Origin of the sequence: Microcoleus sp. B3-D7 (assembly GCF_036705305.1) — a bacterium.
GTDB lineage: Bacteria > Cyanobacteriota > Cyanobacteriia > Cyanobacteriales > Microcoleaceae > Microcoleus.
Genome location: NZ_JAUBUE010000003.1, coordinates 91,253 through 110,895, shown reverse-complemented (window position 1 = coordinate 110,895; position 19,643 = coordinate 91,253). Strand labels below are relative to the sequence as shown.

At 46.7% G+C, this 19,643-nt stretch carries 17 protein-coding genes; 8 read left to right on the top strand and 9 right to left on the bottom strand.

Going from position 1 to position 19,643, the window contains the following annotated elements; genetic code table 11:
- The first annotated feature begins 48 nt into the window (after positions 1-48).
- Positions 49-2,862, top strand: a complete 2,814-nt coding sequence (locus tag QUB25_RS03605; RefSeq protein WP_333182032.1) for a chloride channel protein — start codon at positions 49-51, stop codon at positions 2,860-2,862.
- 643 nt (positions 2,863-3,505) lie between these two features.
- On the opposite strand, the gene QUB25_RS03600 is transcribed toward QUB25_RS03605, so the two are convergent.
- Positions 3,506-3,694 (bottom strand): hypothetical protein, encoded by a 189-nt coding sequence (locus tag QUB25_RS03600; protein WP_333059280.1) that lies wholly within the window; start codon positions 3,692-3,694, stop codon positions 3,506-3,508.
- Positions 3,695-3,854: 160 nt separating this feature from the next.
- Between QUB25_RS03600 and QUB25_RS03595 the strand changes: the two genes are divergently transcribed.
- Positions 3,855-4,301 (top strand): hypothetical protein, encoded by a 447-nt coding sequence (locus QUB25_RS03595; RefSeq protein WP_333182031.1) that lies wholly within the window; start codon positions 3,855-3,857, stop codon positions 4,299-4,301.
- 49 nt (positions 4,302-4,350) lie between these two features.
- On the opposite strand, the gene QUB25_RS03590 is transcribed toward QUB25_RS03595, so the two are convergent.
- Together QUB25_RS03590 and QUB25_RS03585 are read right to left on the bottom strand one after the other, a co-directional pair.
- Positions 4,351-4,641: a hypothetical protein gene (locus QUB25_RS03590; RefSeq protein ID WP_333182030.1), complete on the bottom strand. Its 291-nt coding sequence runs from the start codon at positions 4,639-4,641 to the stop codon at positions 4,351-4,353.
- A gap of 508 nt (positions 4,642-5,149) precedes the next feature.
- Entirely contained in the window at positions 5,150-5,935 is a 786-nt protein-coding gene (locus QUB25_RS03585) for a PspA/IM30 family protein (protein WP_006635936.1), read from the bottom strand.
- Positions 5,936-6,005: 70 nt separating this feature from the next.
- On the opposite strand from QUB25_RS03585, the gene QUB25_RS03580 reads away from it, so the two are divergent.
- Positions 6,006-6,182, top strand: coding sequence for a hypothetical protein (locus tag QUB25_RS03580; RefSeq protein ID WP_333035693.1), 177 nt, complete (start codon positions 6,006-6,008; stop codon positions 6,180-6,182).
- 54 nt (positions 6,183-6,236) lie between these two features.
- Here the strand turns inward: QUB25_RS03580 and QUB25_RS03575 are convergent, their stop codons facing one another.
- Together QUB25_RS03575 and QUB25_RS03570 are read right to left on the bottom strand one after the other, a co-directional pair.
- A complete protein-coding gene (locus QUB25_RS03575; protein ID WP_333182029.1) occupies positions 6,237-6,941 on the bottom strand; it encodes a PspA/IM30 family protein in 705 nt (234 codons plus the stop codon).
- Positions 6,942-7,209: 268 nt separating this feature from the next.
- A complete protein-coding gene (locus QUB25_RS03570; protein WP_333182028.1) occupies positions 7,210-8,484 on the bottom strand; it encodes a hypothetical protein in 1,275 nt (424 codons plus the stop codon).
- Between the two features lie 512 nt (positions 8,485-8,996).
- On the opposite strand from QUB25_RS03570, the gene QUB25_RS03565 reads away from it, so the two are divergent.
- On the top strand, positions 8,997-9,299 hold the full coding sequence (locus QUB25_RS03565; RefSeq protein WP_333035696.1) for a hypothetical protein: 303 nt from the start codon (positions 8,997-8,999) through the stop codon (positions 9,297-9,299).
- Positions 9,300-9,515: 216 nt separating this feature from the next.
- Here QUB25_RS03565 and menB read toward each other — a convergent pair whose 3' ends face one another.
- Positions 9,516-10,349 carry a 1,4-dihydroxy-2-naphthoyl-CoA synthase gene (menB, locus tag QUB25_RS03560; RefSeq protein ID WP_006635932.1) on the bottom strand — a complete coding sequence of 278 codons (834 nt, stop codon included), beginning with the start codon at positions 10,347-10,349 and terminating at the stop codon, positions 9,516-9,518.
- 379 nt (positions 10,350-10,728) lie between these two features.
- Here menB and QUB25_RS03555 point away from each other — a divergent pair, with 379 nt between their 5' ends.
- A complete protein-coding gene (locus tag QUB25_RS03555) occupies positions 10,729-11,985 on the top strand; it encodes a transposase (RefSeq protein ID WP_333182027.1) in 1,257 nt (418 codons plus the stop codon).
- Positions 11,986-12,023: 38 nt separating this feature from the next.
- Here the strand turns inward: QUB25_RS03555 and QUB25_RS03550 are convergent, their stop codons facing one another.
- Positions 12,024-12,620: a TerB family tellurite resistance protein gene (locus tag QUB25_RS03550; protein ID WP_333182026.1), complete on the bottom strand. Its 597-nt coding sequence runs from the start codon at positions 12,618-12,620 to the stop codon at positions 12,024-12,026.
- Positions 12,621-12,698: 78 nt separating this feature from the next.
- On the opposite strand from QUB25_RS03550, the gene tadA reads away from it, so the two are divergent.
- The 3 genes from tadA (at position 12,699) to QUB25_RS03535 (ending at position 14,803) form a co-directional block, all read left to right on the top strand.
- A complete protein-coding gene (gene tadA, locus QUB25_RS03545; protein WP_333182025.1) occupies positions 12,699-13,199 on the top strand; it encodes a tRNA adenosine(34) deaminase TadA in 501 nt (166 codons plus the stop codon).
- A gap of 280 nt (positions 13,200-13,479) precedes the next feature.
- Positions 13,480-14,208: a lysophospholipid acyltransferase family protein gene (locus tag QUB25_RS03540; protein WP_333182024.1), complete on the top strand. Its 729-nt coding sequence runs from the start codon at positions 13,480-13,482 to the stop codon at positions 14,206-14,208.
- Between the two features lie 238 nt (positions 14,209-14,446).
- On the top strand, positions 14,447-14,803 hold the full coding sequence (locus tag QUB25_RS03535; protein ID WP_333076501.1) for a hypothetical protein: 357 nt from the start codon (positions 14,447-14,449) through the stop codon (positions 14,801-14,803).
- 181 nt (positions 14,804-14,984) lie between these two features.
- Here QUB25_RS03535 and QUB25_RS03530 read toward each other — a convergent pair whose 3' ends face one another.
- Together QUB25_RS03530 and QUB25_RS03525 are read right to left on the bottom strand one after the other, a co-directional pair.
- Positions 14,985-15,749: an ABC transporter ATP-binding protein gene (locus QUB25_RS03530; protein ID WP_333182023.1), complete on the bottom strand. Its 765-nt coding sequence runs from the start codon at positions 15,747-15,749 to the stop codon at positions 14,985-14,987.
- Positions 15,750-16,135: 386 nt separating this feature from the next.
- Positions 16,136-19,558: a HEAT repeat domain-containing protein gene (locus tag QUB25_RS03525; protein WP_333182022.1), complete on the bottom strand. Its 3,423-nt coding sequence runs from the start codon at positions 19,556-19,558 to the stop codon at positions 16,136-16,138.
- Positions 19,559-19,643: the final 85 nt, after the last annotated feature.

Genomic DNA, 19,643 nt, shown 5'->3' with positions numbered 1-19,643 from the left:
CGCTAAAGTGCGATCGAGCAGACAATTCTCAGGTCATCTACGCTATTTATGCCGTACATAACTATCCCTAAACAATTTAGGGAACCTTCCAGGGTCATCAAATCTCAACTTTTTTTACGGCCGAAACGCCTAGCCATTTTTGAAGCTTGTCTGATCGGCTTGGTGGCAGGACTGGCTGGTGTTTTGCTAAAGTCGGGAGTCGGATGGCTCGGCAGTTGGCGAGTTGCTACCTCGACATTAATCCCAGCTTGGATATTACTGCCCAGCGTCGGTTTATGCGGCGGGTTGCTGACAGGTTTCTTGGTTGAGCGTTTTGCTCCCGAAACTGCAGGCAGTGGCATTCCTCACGTCAAAGCTGCTCTCGGCGGAGTGAATCTTGCCTTAGATTTGCGAGTAGCTGTAGCCAAACTTCTGACGACTATTTTAGCAGTTGGTTCCGGTTTAACTTTAGGCAGGCAAGGCCCAACTGTGCAAATAGGAGCATCTTTGGCTGGCTGGATCGGTCACTTGATGCCAACTTCCCCAGACTACCGCCGACAATTGATTGCTTGCGGTGCTGCTGCGGGATTGGCTGCTGGTTTCAATACTCCCATTGCAGGAGTTTTATTTGTAGTTGAAGAACTGCTGCACGATGTTTCGGGATTGACTTTAGGGACTGCAATTATCGCTTCATTTATCGGTGCAGTTGTCTCGCAGCTTTTGGGCGGCGATAGTTTAAATTTGAACCTTCGTGAGTACCGAAGCAGTTTTGAAGCTCAGGAAATTCCCTTCTACATACTGCTAGGAATTTTAGCAGGATTGCTGGGAGCTTTGTTCACGAAAGGGATTATTGCTAGCTTGCAATTTAACAGGCGCTCTCTCAAATTAGCTTTGCCCGCGCGAGTTGCTCTAGCTGGCATAATCTGCGGTTCAGTAATAGCTTTTCTCCCAGAAACTTTCCGCAACAATACGGGTTTGCGGGAGTTTCTGCTGACCGGGGAAGCAAGTGGCATAACGAGTTTAATTGCTTTTATAGCTCACTTTTTTCTAACAATTATTTCCGCTGCTTCTGGCGCTCCGGGAGGATTGTTCTCTCCTTCCCTAGTTATGGGTTCTGCACTCGGTCACATGGTGGGCATTGTGCAGGCAGATTTCCTGGGCGTTGGTTCGCCGGTAACTTACGCTTTGGCGGGAATGGGAGCGTTTTTTTGCGCGGTTACTAGAGCTCCGATTACTTCGGTAGTAATTGTGTTTGAAATTACGGCGGATTTCAAATTAGTGCTGCCTTTGATGATCTGTTCTGTAGTTGCTTATTTAATGGCAGAAAAGGTAGAGAGCGGCTCGCTGTATACTCGCCTTTTGGAGTTTAACGGCATTCAACTGACAAAGGCAAAAGCTGCGAGCAATACTTTGAGCGACTTGCACGCAGATGACGTGATGCAGCGTCGAGTTGAAACTCTCTCGAGTCTGCTGACTCTCGATGAAGTGATGCAAGCTTTTTCGCGATCGCACCACCGAGGATTTCCAGTCGTTGAAGATGGCAAATTAGTCGGAATTGTCAGTCAAACCGATTTGGCAAATGCCAGCGAGCGCAATTTACCCGGCAACTCGCTGCTCAAAGAATTTATGACTGTACAGCCGATCGCAGTCAAAGCAAAGGATACTTTAAGCGAGGTATTGTACAGGCTCAACAACTACAATATCAGCCGTTTGCCAGTCATAGAAGGCCGCCGTTTGGTGGGAATTATTACCCGCAGCGACATTATCCGAGTTGAATCCGATCGCCTCAGCGGAGAAACAACCCAGGGCCCGCATCCAGAACCTTCTTGTATTGTCTATCAAACCAGGGCTCCGCAAGTCGGAAACGGCCGATTATTAGTGCCCCTTTCCAACCCTCAAACAGCGCCCGCTTTGCTGCGGCTGGCCGCGGCGATTGCGCGCGATCGCAATTACGAATTAGAATGCCTGCAAATCATCTTAGTACCGCGCAACAGTTCCCCTTCTGAAACCGCTGTGCGGACAACCAAAAGCCGCCGTCTGCTGCAACAAGCCGAGCGAATTGTTCGCAATTGGAACTTGCCCGTACACACCCAAATACGGGTAGCTCATGACGTGCCTAACGCGATTTTGGAGACAATTAAGGAGGGCCATATCGATTTAATTTTGATGGGCTGGCAAGGCGAATTTTCCACAAAAGGACGCATTTTTGGCGATGTGGTCGATACCGTAATTCGGCAAGCAGGCTGCGAGGTAATTTTGGTGAAATGGAGCGAAAAACTATTAGCCACACGTAAGAAAAATGAGTTTCCCGTCGCTTTTAGCGGGCGGAAATATACGTCTATAGAATGGGAATTCAATACCGAAGGAGTTGATGGTGCAGATAATCCCACATTGGCGCTCTCCTCAGATTCATCAGCCACTCCTGAGACTGAACTTTCCCCGCCGAATTCAGACATTCCCGGGCCAGAATTGGGCCTGCACACGCTGATGGGTTTGCAGCGCTGGTTGGTGCCTATTCGGGGCAGTTACCAGCAAGCTGCGGCTTTGCGGCTGCTACCTGCTTTGGTGGCTGCGAGTGCTGTACCGGAGATTAAATTGTGTCAGGTTCATCAGCCTTCTGTTGCAGAACCCGATCGCGGCGAATTAAAGCAAGCGGCGGAGTTTATTAAGCGCAGGGTTAGCTGTTCGATAATAGCGACTTCGGTTTGCGCTAAATCGGTTTCTGATGCTTTAATTGATTTGGCTCAGAACGATCAGTGCGATGCGATCGTCCTGGGAGCGAGCCGCGAAGGGCTGCTGAAGCAGGTGATTCAGGGGAACATCCCGGAAGCTGTGGCGCGCGGGTGCGACTGTACAGTCATTTTAGTGCGATCGGCTTCTTAGCAAATTCATACCATTTTAGTTTTGTTTCCAGACAGACCTCCTAAATAATTAGACTTTAAATAATTATGGGTTACAGCTAGATATTTTTCCTAACGCAGAGGCGTTTTCCTTGATTCCATTCCCATTCCAGAAAGAAGTCTCCATGCCTTTTTCCGCTTGTGCTTCACAACCGCTAAATTCTCGCTTTCCTTTTATTTTTAGCACTCAATTGCTTAGTAAGTGATGTATAATAATGCAAAGCAAAAAGCAGATTAATTCCAAAAAACACCAAAGTTAAAACAAATGTAAAAAAAGACGTAAACGACAGCCGAGAAGTCATCGTAAACATCGCCAAAATGATTGAGCAAAGCCCAAAACCGGCAGCAAAAGAACTTAAAAGCAGCAACCGCACCTTAGACATAGTTTAATTTAAAGATTATCACTAAAATGCACTCTTGGCAGCTACAGAGGAGTGCCAAATTATACTTATTACTATATAGCGGAATTGCTCAGTTCCGCCAAGGGCAACACGACTGCTTTCCTAAAAAGGTTTGAATTATACAGAAAAATACAGCCCGCGCTCTTGTAAACTCCTGTTGCTCGACTTAATATCAATCAAAGTAATTCCCCCGCCTCCGCGAGCATTCCACCTTTCGCCATATAGTCACCGCAGCCGCAATCCCGCTGACAGCAAAGTATTCGCTTCCAAAACCGCGCTTTGCCTGGGATTCCAAACATTGCCAAAATCTACAAACGGCGTCACCTGCAAAACTCCTTGGTTGTCGCGGGTGCGCTGGCATCGGATACCGCAACTCGCCTGAATCAAAAATCCCGCTATCGGCAAGCATTGCATCCTGACGCTAACCCCGCAATATATCTGAGTCTCCTATACCGCATTGTTCGCTCGGCAAAAGCTCTGGCCCAGCCAATTTCACATCCGATCGCACCACCTGCAGCCTCTCATATCAATTCCAGTTGGACCGGAATGACTGTTGACTGTTGACTGTTGACTGTTGACTCAATTTTATGAGTCCGATGCACCCGCAGCAGCGTCTCAGGAGCCAACAACCGCACGTACTGCAATTGACCCGGCAAGTCAAAAATCGACTGTCAGGGCTGCTGCTGCTCACCGTAGCGCCAACTGCTGCCACTGCCAGACAGAACTGCGATCGCGCCGCCAAGACATCTCTCTCTCCCCTCTGAGTAAAATCCTGAAACAGCCTCAGCGCCGCAACCCGAGTTCTACCCCGATTATCTGCTGCCGGCGACAGTGGAAAATCTTTGCCCAGCAAAGATGTATCGCTTTCTCGCCTGCAGCTACTGATACCGATCGCGATTTCTATTCTCGGATTTTGCCCGATCGGCTCGCGGTAAGTCAACTGCCAACTACTTCAAATCCAGCGACTTTTATCGTACCCGGAATCTTAGGAATTCTGCAGGCTGTGCCGGCGCGGGAATAGCAAACCGCAAAAGCTGTGCGGCTGAAAGCAAGAGCGGTGGTGGCGCGGGTTACGGGAGGGGAGCCGGATTTGACAGCCGCGGGTTGGGAATTGGAAATTCGTGTCTGTTTTCTCCTCGATTCGGCAATTGAGGGAGAGTTTCTGGGGCCTCGCTTTGGGTCAATTGATCGAACTCCGGGATGCTATTTTCTTGCTCTTTACTGCCTCTATCTAATTCTGAACCCGAGTATAAATCACGAAGCCGATCGTGATCGTCTGCTGTTTGTTTATTTAGTTTTAATTGAGACAGTAAATTATCCTGCAAAATTGGCGCTTGCACCCCTGAGTCGGTAGCAACCATCGACTCGCTAACACTTAGAGCTGATAGCAGTGCGGGGCAAATAGCTGCAATTGAGAAACCAAGTGCTAATGCCTTGAAAAACTTGATTTTACAAAAGCCTCTAGAAAATTGCACGGGCATGACAGATTAGCCATATTTGATAGTTATTTACACTTACGCTCGGGCGCGGCCGGCGCAATTGCAAGGAATAAAATTACTATATCACTTTAGAAAAAGTTTATTTATTAAGTCAATATAAAGATAGTTGACAGCAGTCCTATTTTGTGTTTATAACTAACAACACTCCGACCTCCCAAGCTAGCCGTCTTGCAAGGAATAAAATTACTCTATCACTTTTTAAACACTTAATTCCTTAAGTCAATATAAAGATGGTTGACAATAATCATGTTTTGTGTGTTCAAAAATAATGACGAAAAAAAACTCCGACCTCCCAAGCTAGCCCTGTAGGTCGGCGGAGCATTCTATCAAACCTGCGATTTGAGAAATAGGTAAATTTTGATACAGATTACTACATTTTATTGAGCTGCGATCGCAATTCTTCCAACTCAGCGTCAATCACCGGGCTCGACTCCGAGCTACTAGCTGCTGCCGTTTTACCCGCTGCCGGCAATTGACCTTGAGACACAGAACCCCCGGTCAGTTGAGCTTTCATCTGAGCCAACTCGTCGTCAACATCACCGCCGCTTTCGAGCAAGCGGAACTGTTCCTCTAAATTGCTGCCGCCGGCGGCCAATTCTGCCGAAGCTCCCGCGCGAGCTTCAATCTGCAAAACTTTTTCTTCCATGCGATCGAAAGCTGCCATTGAACTACCAGTATTCAAGGTGCCAATGGTATTGTTGAGCTGTTCCTGAGCTTTAGCAGCGGATATCCTCGCTTTGAGCATATCCTTCTTAGTCTTAGCTTCAGAAATTTTGCTCTCCAAACCGATCAAGTTGCGCTTGAGACTTTCCACCTGAGCCGATTGCTGATCCAGACTGGCTTTGAGCGTAGCCGCCGTTTCAGCGTGAGACTTTTTGCGAACCAGCGCTTCCCGGGCCAAAGTCTCGTCTCCTTTTTGCAGGGCTAGCTGAGCGCGCTGCTGCCACTGGTTAGACTGAGATTCAGCTTGATTGTACTGAGTCTGGGTGCGCTTTTGAGTGGCGATCGCGCTGGCAACGGCCTGACGCAACTGCACCAAGTCTTCCTGCATATCCGTAACAGACTGTTCTAAAATCTTTTCCGGGTCTTCAGCTTTATTGACCAGATCGTTAAGATTGGCTTTGACGACTCGGCTAATGCGGTCAAATAATCCCATAATGCTATTTTTCCTGGGTGAGGTGTACGAAGTAGGCGGAAAGCAGGCTTGATAGCCCTAGCCCGCAGTTGTGAAATTCACTCTTGTCAGATTTTTAGTGCGATTTAGTTTTTGGCAATTTTTGCAGACAGATAAATCCAGTTTAAAGCGATCGAGTAATGTGATGCAGGCAAGCTTATTCATGCACATATCTATTGAGTTTAACGTCGATCCGGGAATTCCCCAACAGGCTTCGAGCCATCTCTAGCTAGGCTGTTGAGAAGTTTTTGCTCGTGCTGACTCTTGTTCTGTTGCCTGGGGTTCAGGATGCGGGTGGCTCGCTCGACGGCAATTTGGGTGTATTGTTGCCCGGAAGCATTTGTGCTTTCATGGTCGCCAACTCGGTATCCACATCGTCGGCACCTTCGAGAGAGAGAAACTTCTTTTCTAAATCATTAGTTCCGAGTTCTGCGATTGCTTCGGAGCGAGCTTCTAGCTGCATGACTTTCTCTTCCATCCGTTCAAACGCGCTCAAAGCACTGCCGGTACTGAGATTGCCCATCATTTCTTGAAGTCTTTCCGAGGATGCGGCCGATCGAGCTCGGGCAATGTACATATCTTTTTTAGATTTGGCCTCGGAAATTTTACTTTCGAGCGCCCGCATATTTTCTTTTAGTTTAGTCACAACAGCGTTCTGTTGCCCGAGACTGGCTTTCATCGCCGTTGCCGTTTCTTGATAAGATTTCTTGCGGGTCAGAGCTTCCCGCGCCAAATTTTCCTCGCCTTTTTGCAAAGCTAGCTGCGCCCGCTGATGCCATTCTGCTGCTGTAGACTCAGCTTGAGAGCACTGGCGTTCAGTGCGTTTTTGAGCTGCAATCGCTCCTGCCACAGCTTGTCTGAGCTGCACTAAATCTTCCTGCATATCCATTACAGCCTGTTCCAGAATTTTTTCTGGGTCTTCTGCTGCCCCGACCAAACTGTTAATATTGGCTCGAATCACTCGCCATAGGCGATCGAATAATCCCATTTTGCCAGTCTCCCGATTTTCAACTTTAGAATTAAGACAGAGAAATCAGAATTAAAAACTAAAAATGAAAACTCCTCAATCGTCTTTTTAATTTTTAATTTTGAAATTTTAATTCCCTCTAAGTTAGGTCGTCATGATTATTTTTAAGATGGGTAGGGCGCGAGCATTACCCATCAAAACTGAGCAAATGTTGGGTTAAGCGAAACCGAGGGTTCGTGCCTCGGCCCAACCTACTCCCCGATCATTAGTTTAATTGTCTTTGCCTAATTTATGGTTGATAGTATTGTGGCTTCACCCCTTTTTCTTGGAGTTCTTTAACCAAACGTTCTGCTGAGGCAGCATCGTTCAAAGCCCCCATTTGGATCTTGACACCCTTTGAGAAGTTCCGCACGTAGGCATCGGGAACTGCGGTTCTGGCTTGCTGCAGTGATTTTTCGTCGGTGTAATCGGTGACAACGTAATAGAAACCGTCTGCCGCCCGTGCAGGCCTTCCCAGCGGGGATGCGGCGGCTGGGGATGCTGTCGCCGGGGATGTGGCGGCAGGCTGGGCTGGGGATGTGGCGGCAGGCTGGGCTGGGGATGCTGTCGCCGGGGATGTGGCGGCAGGCTGGGCTGGGGATGGTGTTGTAGGCAGTGTTGGCAGTGTCGGCACAGGCTGGGCAGCGCTACGGCTGGGAGTGGGAAGCAAAGCCGTACTCAGATTGTTGAGTCCTTGTTCCCTGCCTCTGGGGGGGTTGCCGTCTTCTGTAGGAATCGGCACAACCCCGCTGGGGCCCGGAGGCGCTGGAGGGGTTGGCGGAATTGATGCTTTTGGTGAGGGGGAAGGAATCGGGCTGACTGTCGGCTTAACATTGCTGAGAGTGCTCAAATCTAGCTCGACAAATTCCTTGGATACCAGATTTGGAGCTTTCGGCAGTTCCTTGGTGCTGGTATCTGAGATGGCAGTAGAGGCGGGACTGTCGCTTGAAGAGGGTGCATTGCGATCGAGGAAACGGTTCAGGCCTGCCATCTTAACCAAATTTGACGGGTACATGACTGCGTAGCCCAAAGCTGTGCACGACAGCAAAAACAGCAGCATCGAACTCAGTCCCAAGGGAGTTAACAAACTGGCGGCTAAACTGCGTTCTACCGTAGGCTCAGCTTTTGACTCGTCCAAACTTTCGATCAGTTTTTCGCTTGATTCGAGATAATTGTTGGGTGCGAAAGCACTGCTAGATAATTTTGTGCCACCCCTGGTAGTTGCTAGCGGGGCATCGCCCTGAGTGCCGGCAAGGGATAGGGGCAGCGATAGCGGCTGCTGGGTTTCTTCCGCAGTCTCCGGCGCCAAATTTTGGGCTAGCTGTTGCTCGGTTGTGGCTGTTTGCTTGCCGGTACGAACTGAGGGCGACACCCACTGTTCGGCCCGCCGCCTGTGCCTTCTGTATGTGGTCAGTTCTGCTTCTAGGTTTACATCTAGACTCCCCAGGACTGCTTGCAAAGCAGGGTTGATTGGGGTTGAAGAGGATTGATGATTTGGGGATTCAACCGAAGAACGCTTACTCATTAGCAAAACTCCTACCGCCTCTGAATTAATTTTAATGTTTTGATTGTAGATATAAACAAGAAGCTTGAAAACTTGCCTATTTTATGATTAGCTACTTTTGGCGTCAATGCAACAGGGGCCCGATCGCCTGCTGTCGATCGCCGGCAGCTATTTTTCATTTTCATTGGAAAACTGAATTGTTCCTACTTCCCAGAGGCTGCTTACCGACACTCTCAGCCAATTTTTGTATTCTAAGCTACCGCTTATTTGTAACCTCTCATACTCGTTGGGCATTTGTACTTTGTCTTGATCCCTAACGGCTTTATAAACTTTTAACCTGTGTTTTGACCTATACAATGAGCAAGCACGGAGCTAATTGTTTCTATATATAACGAGATTATAAATAAATTATAAAATTTAATTATACTTCGGGGATCGCTACAACCCAGACAGCATAAAGGTTGGGATGCTCTAAAACCTGCTAGCTCTACAAAGGAGAATTAGAGATGAAAATGATTTCCCTAAGAACTTTTATGCAAACCTCCTTAACTTCACCTTTAACTTCAGCTTGTGGTCACTGCCGTCACTATACCCCTGAAGGCAGACGCGGAGGTGTTTGCGCTTTACTAGGCGGCCCGGTTCAAAGTCACTGGAAAGCTTGTGCTTTAGCGGTTTCGCCTTTTAGGTCATCTTGGGAAAACATAGAAGAAATTGGAATGTGGCAAGAATCGACTCTGACGCTGCAGGATGCCACCGTCACTTTTTCCGATCGCCATGCCTGCCAGCTTACAGGCACAACGTTAACCGAAAAATCGGCAGCAGCAGTCTCGGTTTAGTTAGTCGGCAGCAGGATAGGTCATACCATTTTCGATTGGGGAATCACTGATCATTATCATGGTTTGGATCTGGCAAAGCAGTTTCATTCTTTTTGGGAACTGGTATCACTACTGACACTTTTGGACGATCGGGTGCATTTGGCTTTACTAACTCATAAAAATCAGCAGTATCTACTTTAATATGAGCGCATAAAAAAAACTGATTTTTCTATCCCGCTATGGCAGCCAAGGATATTGACTAAAATCAGGTTGCCGTTTTTCCAAAAAGGCTTGTTTGCCTTCGGCGCCTTCCTGCGTCATATAGTACAGCAAAGTGGCATTTCCCGCCAGTTCTTGCAAACCGGCTTGACCGTCGCAGTCGGCATTAAAAGCAGATTTCAAACAGCGAATCGCGATCGGACTTTTTTCTAGAATTTCCGCAGCCCACTGAATCCCTTCTAGTTCGAGTTGTTCGACGGGCACGACGCAGTTGACTAAACCCATTTCTAGGGCTTGCTGTGCGCTGTACTGGCGACACAAAAACCAAATTTCTCTGGCTTTTTTCTGGCCGACGACTCTGGCAAGATAGCTAGCTCCGAAACCACCGTCGAAACTGCCGACTTTGGGGCCGGTCTGTCCGAAAATAGCATTGTCAGCAGCGATCGTCAAGTCGCAAATTAAGTGGAGAACGTGACCCCCTCCAATTGCGTAGCCTGCAACTAAAGCAATTACTACTTTGGGCATAGAGCGAATCAACTTCTGCAAGTCGAGCACGTTCAACCGGGGTATGCCACCTTCGTCTACATATCCCGCAGCACCCCGCACGCTTTGGTCGCCACCGGCGCAAAAGGCGTATTTGCCGTCTGTATGAGGCCCCGCACCTGTGAACAGGACAACGCCGATTTTGGTGTCTTCGCGGGCATCAGTAAAGGCATCGCACAGTTCCTGCACGGTTTTGGGACGGAAAGCATTCCGTTTGTGAGGTCGATTGATGGTAATTTTGGCGGTGCCGCCGCTTTTGTGATAGAGAATGTCTTCGTAGGTTTTGGCGGTTTGCCATTCAATTTGCATAATCAATCAATTTGAGATTTGAGATTGAGCTGAGTCAATCAAGGCAGCGACAAGTCGCTTTTAGATTTTAGAGGTATTCGGTTCAATGGGATACAAGGGTCGATCGACTCTTGCAAAAAAAATAAAGCGGGACTGAGGCAGAAACCTGGTTTTTCACCAACATACGCCGTACAGCGCTCTTGGTAGGGGTTAAACAACCCGGTTTTTGAGGGTAAGAGCGCCTAAGTCCCATCTCAAATGGACACAGCGTCAAATCCTCAAACTCTTCTCACGACTTTTACTGATCCAAAATTTATCGAAAATTTGGGTCTAAAACCCCGTCCTTTAACGAAGTGGAGGACGGCTTTACACATACTAAGTAAGCGTGTAAAATAATTTCATGCTAAACATGACGTGGGAATTCAAACTAGAACCAACTCCAGAACAGGTCGATACTATCGAGCGGATATTCGCTGTGTGTCGTTCTGTATGGAACTTTGCTTTGCGGGAGCGCAAAGACTGGTTGAATTCCCGCAAGTCGCCTGTAAATGCTTGTTCCATCGAACAGGAGTACATACTCAGGGCTGACGAGCCATACCCTAGTTACCACACTCAGGCTAAACGATTGACTCTTGCCAAAGAGCAATTTCCCCTCCTCACGAGCGTACATTCGCAAGTATTGCAACAAGCCTTAAGAACGCTGGACAGGGCATTTGAGGACATGAGAGCGAAGAAACTAGGCTTTCCTCGCTTCAAGAACAAATACCGAATGCGATCGTTTGTGTTTCCTCAATTGGGCAAAAATCCCATCAATGGAAGTTTGCTGAAATTGCCTCAACTAGGGTGGATTCGTTTGCGCTTGTCACGCCAAATCCCAGGGGGATTTGAAATTAAACAAGCCAGGGTTGTACGACGGGCATCGGGATATTTTGTCATGTTGTCATTACAGTTAAATGTATCAGTCCCAGATACACCCATATCCGGTCATCCGCGAGGTTTGGATTTAGGGTTTGATAAATTTGTAGCTACTAGCGATAACGAGCAAATTGCTAGACCTCGCTTCCTGCAAACTCTACAACGCGAGTTGAAATTACTGCAACGTAGATTAAAGCATAAGAAGAAAGGGTCGAATAACAGACATAAGCTCAATCAAAAAATAGCCAGAATTCATCAACAGATTACTGACACCAGGAAAGACTGGCACTTTAAGTTAGCCCACCGTATGAGTGACGGCGTAGGGATGATATTTGTTGAAGACATCGACTTTCGCTCTTGGGCCAGAGGAATGTTGAGTAAACATAGTGCCGATGCTGGATTCGGTCAATTCGTCAACATACTACAATGGGTGTGCTTTAAACGAGGTGTTTTCTTTGCCAAGGTAGACAAGGACTACACATCACAACAATGTCCTGAGTGTGGGACGCATACGGGCAAAAAGCGCCTAGACGAAAGAATTCATTCTTGTCCAGTGTGTTTCTTTACTGCATCGCGTGATGTGGCAGCGGCACAGGTGGTTAGAAATCGTGGGTTGGAACTAATTTCTGGGCTAGGGCATAGCCTGGAAGTAAAACAAACTGTCTGTGGACTGGATGCGGCGGGGACTGGTGGTAAAGTCAGTCTAGCTGGCACGGGACGAAGCAGAAAACTCAAGAAGTGATTCTTGGGAATCACCCTCCCTTTAGGGCGGTGAGGATGTCAATTGCGGAGTAAAATACTCAGCAAGTGCTTTGCTGCTTTGCCAAATACCGGATCGCGGGACTCGAATTCGCTGGGATCGAGTAAAGCTTGAACTTCGGCAAAAGCTTGTGAGTCGAGGGTTCCTTCTTTAGTAAATAAAGTGTCTAGGACTGCAATGTGTCTGGAGTCGAGGCCGAGCCGATTTGCGATCGACTGTAAGTACATTTGCTCCCGCATATCGATGTGTCCGTCGGCCGCTGACATTTCGTAGCCGGAACCGATAAGCAACAGTTTTTCTGATTCTGAGAACAAAGCTGTCAGGGTTAGCAATTCCGTGGGGTTGAAGTAAACCTGCTGTTTGGAGACTCCTTTGACAAGGCGCTGAATTAGTTCTACCCGATCGCGGTCGCCGCTGGCAAAGGCTTTGAGAGTCTTTTGCAGCCGTTCTTCTTCTTCAACTGCGATCGTCCTGTCAATAATCATCACTCCGCGCAGGATGGAAATCAAAGCAGTCACAAACACTACCAAAGGAGTGATATCTTGTTCGCGCAGCTTTTGCCGGCTAATGCGGCACAACAGCTCAACAATTTCAGTATTTATCCTGGTGGTGTCCATAATTAAAAATGGCTTTCTATTAAGCTGTAATGTAACTTTCTTTCTCGATCTTAAGTTTTTCTGTTACGTAGGTATGAGGTGAATTCTAAAACTGAGCCATTGTCTATTAGTGATACTACTTATTTTATTCACAAACGCTGGATGACTAGGGCTGTGGAACTGGCACAAGCAGCCGGTGATGCCGGTGAAGTACCTGTGGGTGCTGCCATTGTTGACGGTACAGGCAAATTGATTGCCGAAGCGCAAAATCGGCGAGAGCGAGACTGCGATCCGACTGCTCACGCTGAAATCTTGGCTTTGCGGGCTGCCGGCCAAGTTTTGCAAGACTGGCATCTTAACCAATGCACGCTCTACGTAACGCTGGAACCTTGCCCGATGTGCGCTGGTGCGATCGTCCAAGCTCGGATTCGTCTGCTGGTATACGGAGCCGATGACCCGAAAACTGGCACGATTCGGACTGCGGCTAATATTCCAGATAGCGCGCATTCGTGTCACCGCTTGGAGGTACTCGGCGGTATTATGGAGTCTGTTTGCCGCGATCAGTTGATTTCCTGGTTTGAAGCACGCCGGAAAAATTAACAGGTAAAATTTTTTACTCTCTTCTAGGCGATGTTTAATCGAACTTGACCCTTTAGCTGGAATAATAGATCCGTAATTGCCCGATCGAGCTTTCCAGGCGGCCGACTACGTATTAGTGCTGTCCGGTTGGCTGAGGTTTTACCTGTTAGAGATTATCTCTTGCGGGCGCGATCGCTCGATCGGTACAAGGCCAATAGCAAAAGTGTCCCGACCCAAAAACTAAAGATTTGTCCAATCACTTACTTTAGACTTTAGATCTCGAGACAGCAGCTTAATTGCTATGCCCCACACCGCCACGATCGCCGTTGAGTCCAGTAAATCATCTCTAGTGAAGCCAATGCCTGCCAAGGTAGCATCTAATACCTCTCGCGTTTCTCCTTGGTTAACCTCCTTGCTCTATCCGCTAGGTCACTATGTTGTCCTACCGTTTCATTTTGGCAAGATTGAGATAACCGGACAGGAGCACTTGCCGAAAGACGGGCCTGTCATCTTAGCCCCTACGCACCGCTCCCGGTGGGATGCCCTGATGATGCCCTATTCAACGGGACAGAAGGTGACTGGACGCGATTTGCGGTTTATGGTAACTGCTGATGAAGTGAAAGGACTGCAAGGTTGGTTCATCAGAAATTTGGGAGGGTTTCCTGTGGATCTCAAGCATCCGGCAATTGGCAGTCTCCGCTATGGGGTGGAACTACTCCTCGACAAGGAAATGTTGGTGATTTTTCCCGAAGGCGGTATTTTTCAGGATGGCGAAGTTCATCCGATTAAGCCGGGATTGGCGCGTTTGGCAATGCAAGCAGAGTTGAGCAAACCGGGTTTGGGGGTGAAAATTGTACCGATGAGTATCCGCTATCGCCCGCGCATTCCTCAATGGGGTGCTCAGGTAAAAATTGCGATCGGTGCTCCGATTTCCGTGGCGGATTATGCCAATGGTGGCGGTGGTAAAAAAGAAGCACGATTGTTGAGTGCCCAGCTCGAAATGGATCTTAAAAAGCTTGATGAAAGTTGAGGAGAAGAAGGAAGTTCGGCAACGGATTCTGTAACGGATGTAACGGATTTCAGGAAGAAGGAAGAAGGAAGTCCGGCAACGAGCAATGTACGGGATGTAACGGATGTCAGTCCGATGGCAGTCGGAAGAAGGAAGAAGGAATTATGATATAATGTTTTCGGGTGCTGTGGAGAGATGCAGCACTTATTTGCCTGCTTTGTTATGTCTGTATTAAGTGTGAGCATTAATGGGTTGTGCTTTGAACTTTAAGCCTGGTCAAATTGTTAGTTTAGAATGTGGAGATGCGTGCCTGCATTCCGAGGTAATCCAAGTGGTTGAGGCACGTCAAGTTTGTTGGGTGCGCCCTTTGATGTTAGTTGTATCGGTGTCGGGGAAGGATTCACCGACAGAATACACTTTATCGGATTTGCGAGATGGTGCTGATTTGCTTTGGCCGCTTAGCTTGTTTCGGGCGGCTTTAGATACTGAGGTAATTTCACTATTGACCGAGTTGCACTCTCTGGATGCTGAAAAAAAGGATGGTGCGATCGCATCTCGGCAACTTAGAGATTTTGTCGATCGAGTTTGGGAAGCTTTTCCGAGTGCTTTTCATTAAGCAAATATCGGGTGTTTTGTCTATTAGTCCGCCAGGGGTTGAAAACCCCTGTCTAATAGCTAAAGTCTTCTTGCATAGGACTGATACCCTCTTAATTCTTCAGTCCGCGTAGGCGGACTTCGTTTGTCTAGAAGCGGTTTGAATCGCCCAATTTTCTTTTCGCTTTTGGCGGACTCTTATACTAAAATACAGCGTGTGAAAGCTCTTCGGGGTTGAGATTGTTGTGAATAACTTTACCGTCGCGGAACCAGACAACGCGGCGAGTTTGACGCGCCACTTCGGGTTCGTGCGTTACCATAACAACTGTCATGCCGCTTTCGTTGAATTCGGTAAAAATATCCATTACTTCTTGAGTAGTTTTTGTATCCAATGCACCTGTAGGTTCGTCAGCCAGCAGCAACACGGGACGGTTGACGATAGCCCTGGCGATGGCTACGCGCTGCTGCTGTCCTCCTGATAGTTGATTCGGTCTATTTTGCAGGCGACTTTCCAGGCCTACTTTTGTTAAAGCCTCTACTCCCCGTTCGCGCCTTTCTGCTGCGGGAATGCCGGCATAAACCATGGGTAACATGACATTTTCTAATGCTGTCAGTTGAGGCAACAGGTGAAATTGTTGGAAGACAAAACCTAATTTTAAATTGCGAATTCCGGCTAATTCTCCTTCGGGCATTTGGGCGACATCTACGCCGTCTAAGTAGTAACTGCCGCTCGTAGGTCGATCGAGACAGCCGATAATATTCATAGCTGTAGATTTGCCGGAACCCGATGCGCCCATAATCGAGCAATATTCTCCTTCTCTTACGGTCAAGCTGACGCCGTTTAAGGCGCGAACTTCCAGGTCGCCAATCCCGTAAACTTTTGTTACGTCTTCCAGACCGACAACAACGGGCTTTGAGAGGACTTGCGGGTCGAGGTCTTGGTATGTATCGGTTTGTAGTTCAGGCATTTTTTTTCTGTGCGATCGACACAACTAACTACTAACTTAACACTTCTTATCGGTTTTGGCGGGTGGAAGGGCGATCGTTTGGACGCTAATTTACGAGATATAAAAAAACTAAATCTTTAAGGACGTGTTTGTGAGCTCTTTGATGAGAGTCATCTGATGTTCTAGCACTAGATAGTTATGTAATTTGCTTTTTCCAGCGCGGGTCAAGCCTTGATTATTGTGGGCATAAATTAGGTCTAGGATATGCTCTTTTGCTTCCTCCGAGAGTGGAAAGTTTATAATGCTGTGGGAAGTGTGGCCGTCGCCAAAAATTCAACTATTTCTGCATAAGCTTTGGGTAGATTAGTGGCTACAGTTAGATTTTTTTTCTGCTTTTTGTGTTTCTATCACAGCTTCTCTAATTGGGTCAACTTTTTCTGGGCAAACTGGCGGACTTGTTGATCTGGATCGTTGGCAAATCGATCGCGAAGTATTTCTAAAGTTTTTGGGCGATCGGGGTATTGCTTGACCATGATTTCAATTGCTGTTTGTCTGGGGTTATATTGGAAGCTATACTGACGTTCAAAAGGATGATTGATAGCTAGATCGCACAACCCTTCAAGTATCTCTGGTTCATCTTTCCACCCATATGCTAGTTCTGTAAGTGCTAAAAATCGCACCCTAAAATCATCATCATATTGAGCGCGTTGTTTAAGGATAGATAAGGTTTCTGGGTCATTTTTCCACCCACGTGCTAATTCTAGGAATGCGGCAATTCGTACATCTGAATTATCATCATATTGAGCGCATTGTTTGAGGATAGGTAAGATTTCCTGGTCATCTTTCCACCCACGTGCTAATTCTAGGAATGCGGCAATTCGTACATCTGAATCATCATCATATTGAACGCATTGTTTGAGGATAGGTAAGATTTCCTGGTCATCTTTCCACCCACGTGCTAATTTTTGGACTGCTACTTCTCGGACATCCGACTCATCATCATATTGAGCGCGTTGTTTGAGAATATCTAAGATTTCCTGGTCATCTTGCCACTCGCGGGCTAATTCTTGAAGTGCTGTTTCTCGCACATATGAACTATCATCATATTGAGCGAGTCGTTTGAGAATAGGTAAGGTTTCAGAGTCTTTTTTCCACCACCGTACTAATTCTTGAAGAGCGGCACTTTGCACAACCCTACAACCACTGGATTGAGCTACTTGTTTGATAATAGGTAAGATTTCAGGGTCATCTTTCCATCCGTATGCTAATTCTTGGACGGCTAAACGTTGCACAAGGGAATCATCATAAGATTGAGCTATTTGTTTGAGAATGGGTAAAGTTTCCGGGTCATTTTTCCAGCCCCGTACTAATTCTTGGACTGCTGCGTGTCGCACGGCCCAATTGTCATCTTCAGATTGAGCCAGTTGTTTGAGGAGAGGTAAGGTTTCGGAATCATCTTTCCATCCCCATGCTAATTCTTGGATCGCGGAATATCGCACACCCCAATTATCATCATCAGATTCAGCCAGTTGTTTGAGCCAAAGTAAGGTTTTAGGGTCATCTTTCCAAGTAAAGGCGATCGCACTTACTGCTTGAGTATGAATTTCTCTAACCAGTTCAATTTCTTTGCCATTTACATGAAGACCTATGCTCTGCTCGCTGAGAGCACACTTCGTTAACTCTTTTAAACGTTCAAGCAATTCACTATCAATCCCAGCAATAACTTTTCTATCTCTGACCTCGTTCAAACACTTTGCAGCCAAAAACAGGCTCTGGCAATTTTCAAATTCCTCAGACTGTTCAATCAAAAACTCAATCAATTTCCCTGTAAACCGTCCATCAATCAATCCCGCAATCAAGCACAAAACTTCCTGCCAAGATTCATCATCCCAGTGCGTACCAAAAACCTCTGTTTTTAACTTTTCTAAAGAAAGTTTGCGGGTTTTTTCAAATCGATATACAACCTCCGACGCACAGAAATATTCCAAAAAAGTTCGATGCACAAACCCATAAGTATCCGCACCCAAATAACATAAAATAAAGTTGCGAGTTCGCAGTTGGTTAATTATCAACTTTGCCCGCTCTTTCGGTCGATCGAAATCTTTACTCTTCAGATATGCTGTGAGGGTATTCTCCAAATCTTCCGCACTAATAATATTGCCAGCCAACCCTTCAGGTGCTGCTTGCATTTTGTAAGCGACTCGCCGCAGCATTTCTTGCTTATCTTTAGCATCAATAGTTTTCGGATCGAGCCTGCTATCCTCTACTAAAGACCTTTCCACATCCCATTGATACAGCAATACCCGCGAAGCTTGATTGTAAAGTTCCGCCCTGTCTCTCGGCAATTCTTGACTGCGATTTAAAATCGCCATAATCGTCAACAATAACGGATTACCCGCTAAATCTCTAATCGTAGATGAATACGCTAATGCTCTTTCCATGCGATCGCGAATCCGCGCTTTTTCCCCTGCATCAGTAAAAGTTAAGTCGTGCCAGCGGCGAACAAAATCCTGAATTTGTTCCGCGTTCAAATCTTGGAGAATAAAGTGATGAAACTCTGCATCTTGCAACCGTTGAGGTTTGTAACCAATAATCCGAGAAGTGACAATCACTCGCACGCGGGGATACTCATTGGTAAACCGATGAATCGCGGTAATTACATCATCTCGTTTCCCGGGATCGAAAATTTCATCTAACCCGTCGAACATCACCACAGCGTCGCCTGCTTTAAGCTGTTCCTGCAATTGATGCTGATTCAAGTGACAAATTGAACCCGGACTTTGATGGAAAAATTCGAGGAAGTTCTTGCAATGTCCTGATTCCCCGCTGCGAATGTAAGTCCGCAATTCTATTAGCAGCGGAATCAGCAGAGATGTCACGCTATTTAAGGGCGATCTCGCCCAGTTTAATGCTAAATATTGTAACAGAGTAGACTTGCCAGAACCCGGGTCGCCTAAAATAACAATGTAGGGATACTTTTGCTTGTCATTAATAACATCTAACACGGATACGATCGGCTGAGAAAAATAACCGCGCCGATATTTCTCTAAATTTTCTAGTTCGATCGCGTCTAATTGATTGCAGTCTTGCAACCGCCGTTGATGTTCTTTAGGAATTTCGTAAGCTTGGGGCAGGAATGATTCGTAAATCGATCGCACATCTTGGAAAATAAAGATTTGCCAAACTTTCAGCTTTTCCCGATAATCGTAGGTATTGGGATCGACGCTGCTTAAATTGAGATTGCTGTAACGCTCGCACAGAGCTTCTTGATATTGCCTCAAGTCAAAATCGGGAATAATCCCCGCCATTTCTTGAGTATTTTTCTGAATGCTATCCAGATTTTGAGCATTCAAGATATCGCGCAAGTCTTTTGAGTCAAAGAGAATTTCTTGAACTTCTGCGAGATACTGATTGGCGATGGTTTGCCACTTAAATCTTGGCGGCAAAGGAGTTAAATCTAGCTGACTCCAGGTTTGTTCGAGAAGTTCGGCATCGAGAGATTCGCGATCGCTCTCAAAAGCCTTGCTCAAAATTTCCTTAACAGACTTGTTATTGATAAACTGTTTAACATCTTTAATATACCGCTTAATTTCCTCGGGTGGAAGTCCGGCGATTTTTAACTGCTGTTGCACCAACTCCAAAAACTTTTTGATTGCTTTGCCCGCTGCGACTTGTCGGGGGTCTTTTTCGACTAAGACGTTTTTCAGGGAATCTTTAAAAAAATCTTTAGCAAAATCCTTCGCGCCGTCTTTGACTAAATCTTCTAAGATGGGTTTAACGAGAATGCCTACTGCTTCCGTTGCTCCCCAAAGTACCAGCCACTCGATCATAAAGCTAGCCCGAGAATTAATTTATGTTTATAATATAGCAATTATCAAGGAGTGAGGAAATTATCAAAAACTGTAGGGTAATCTC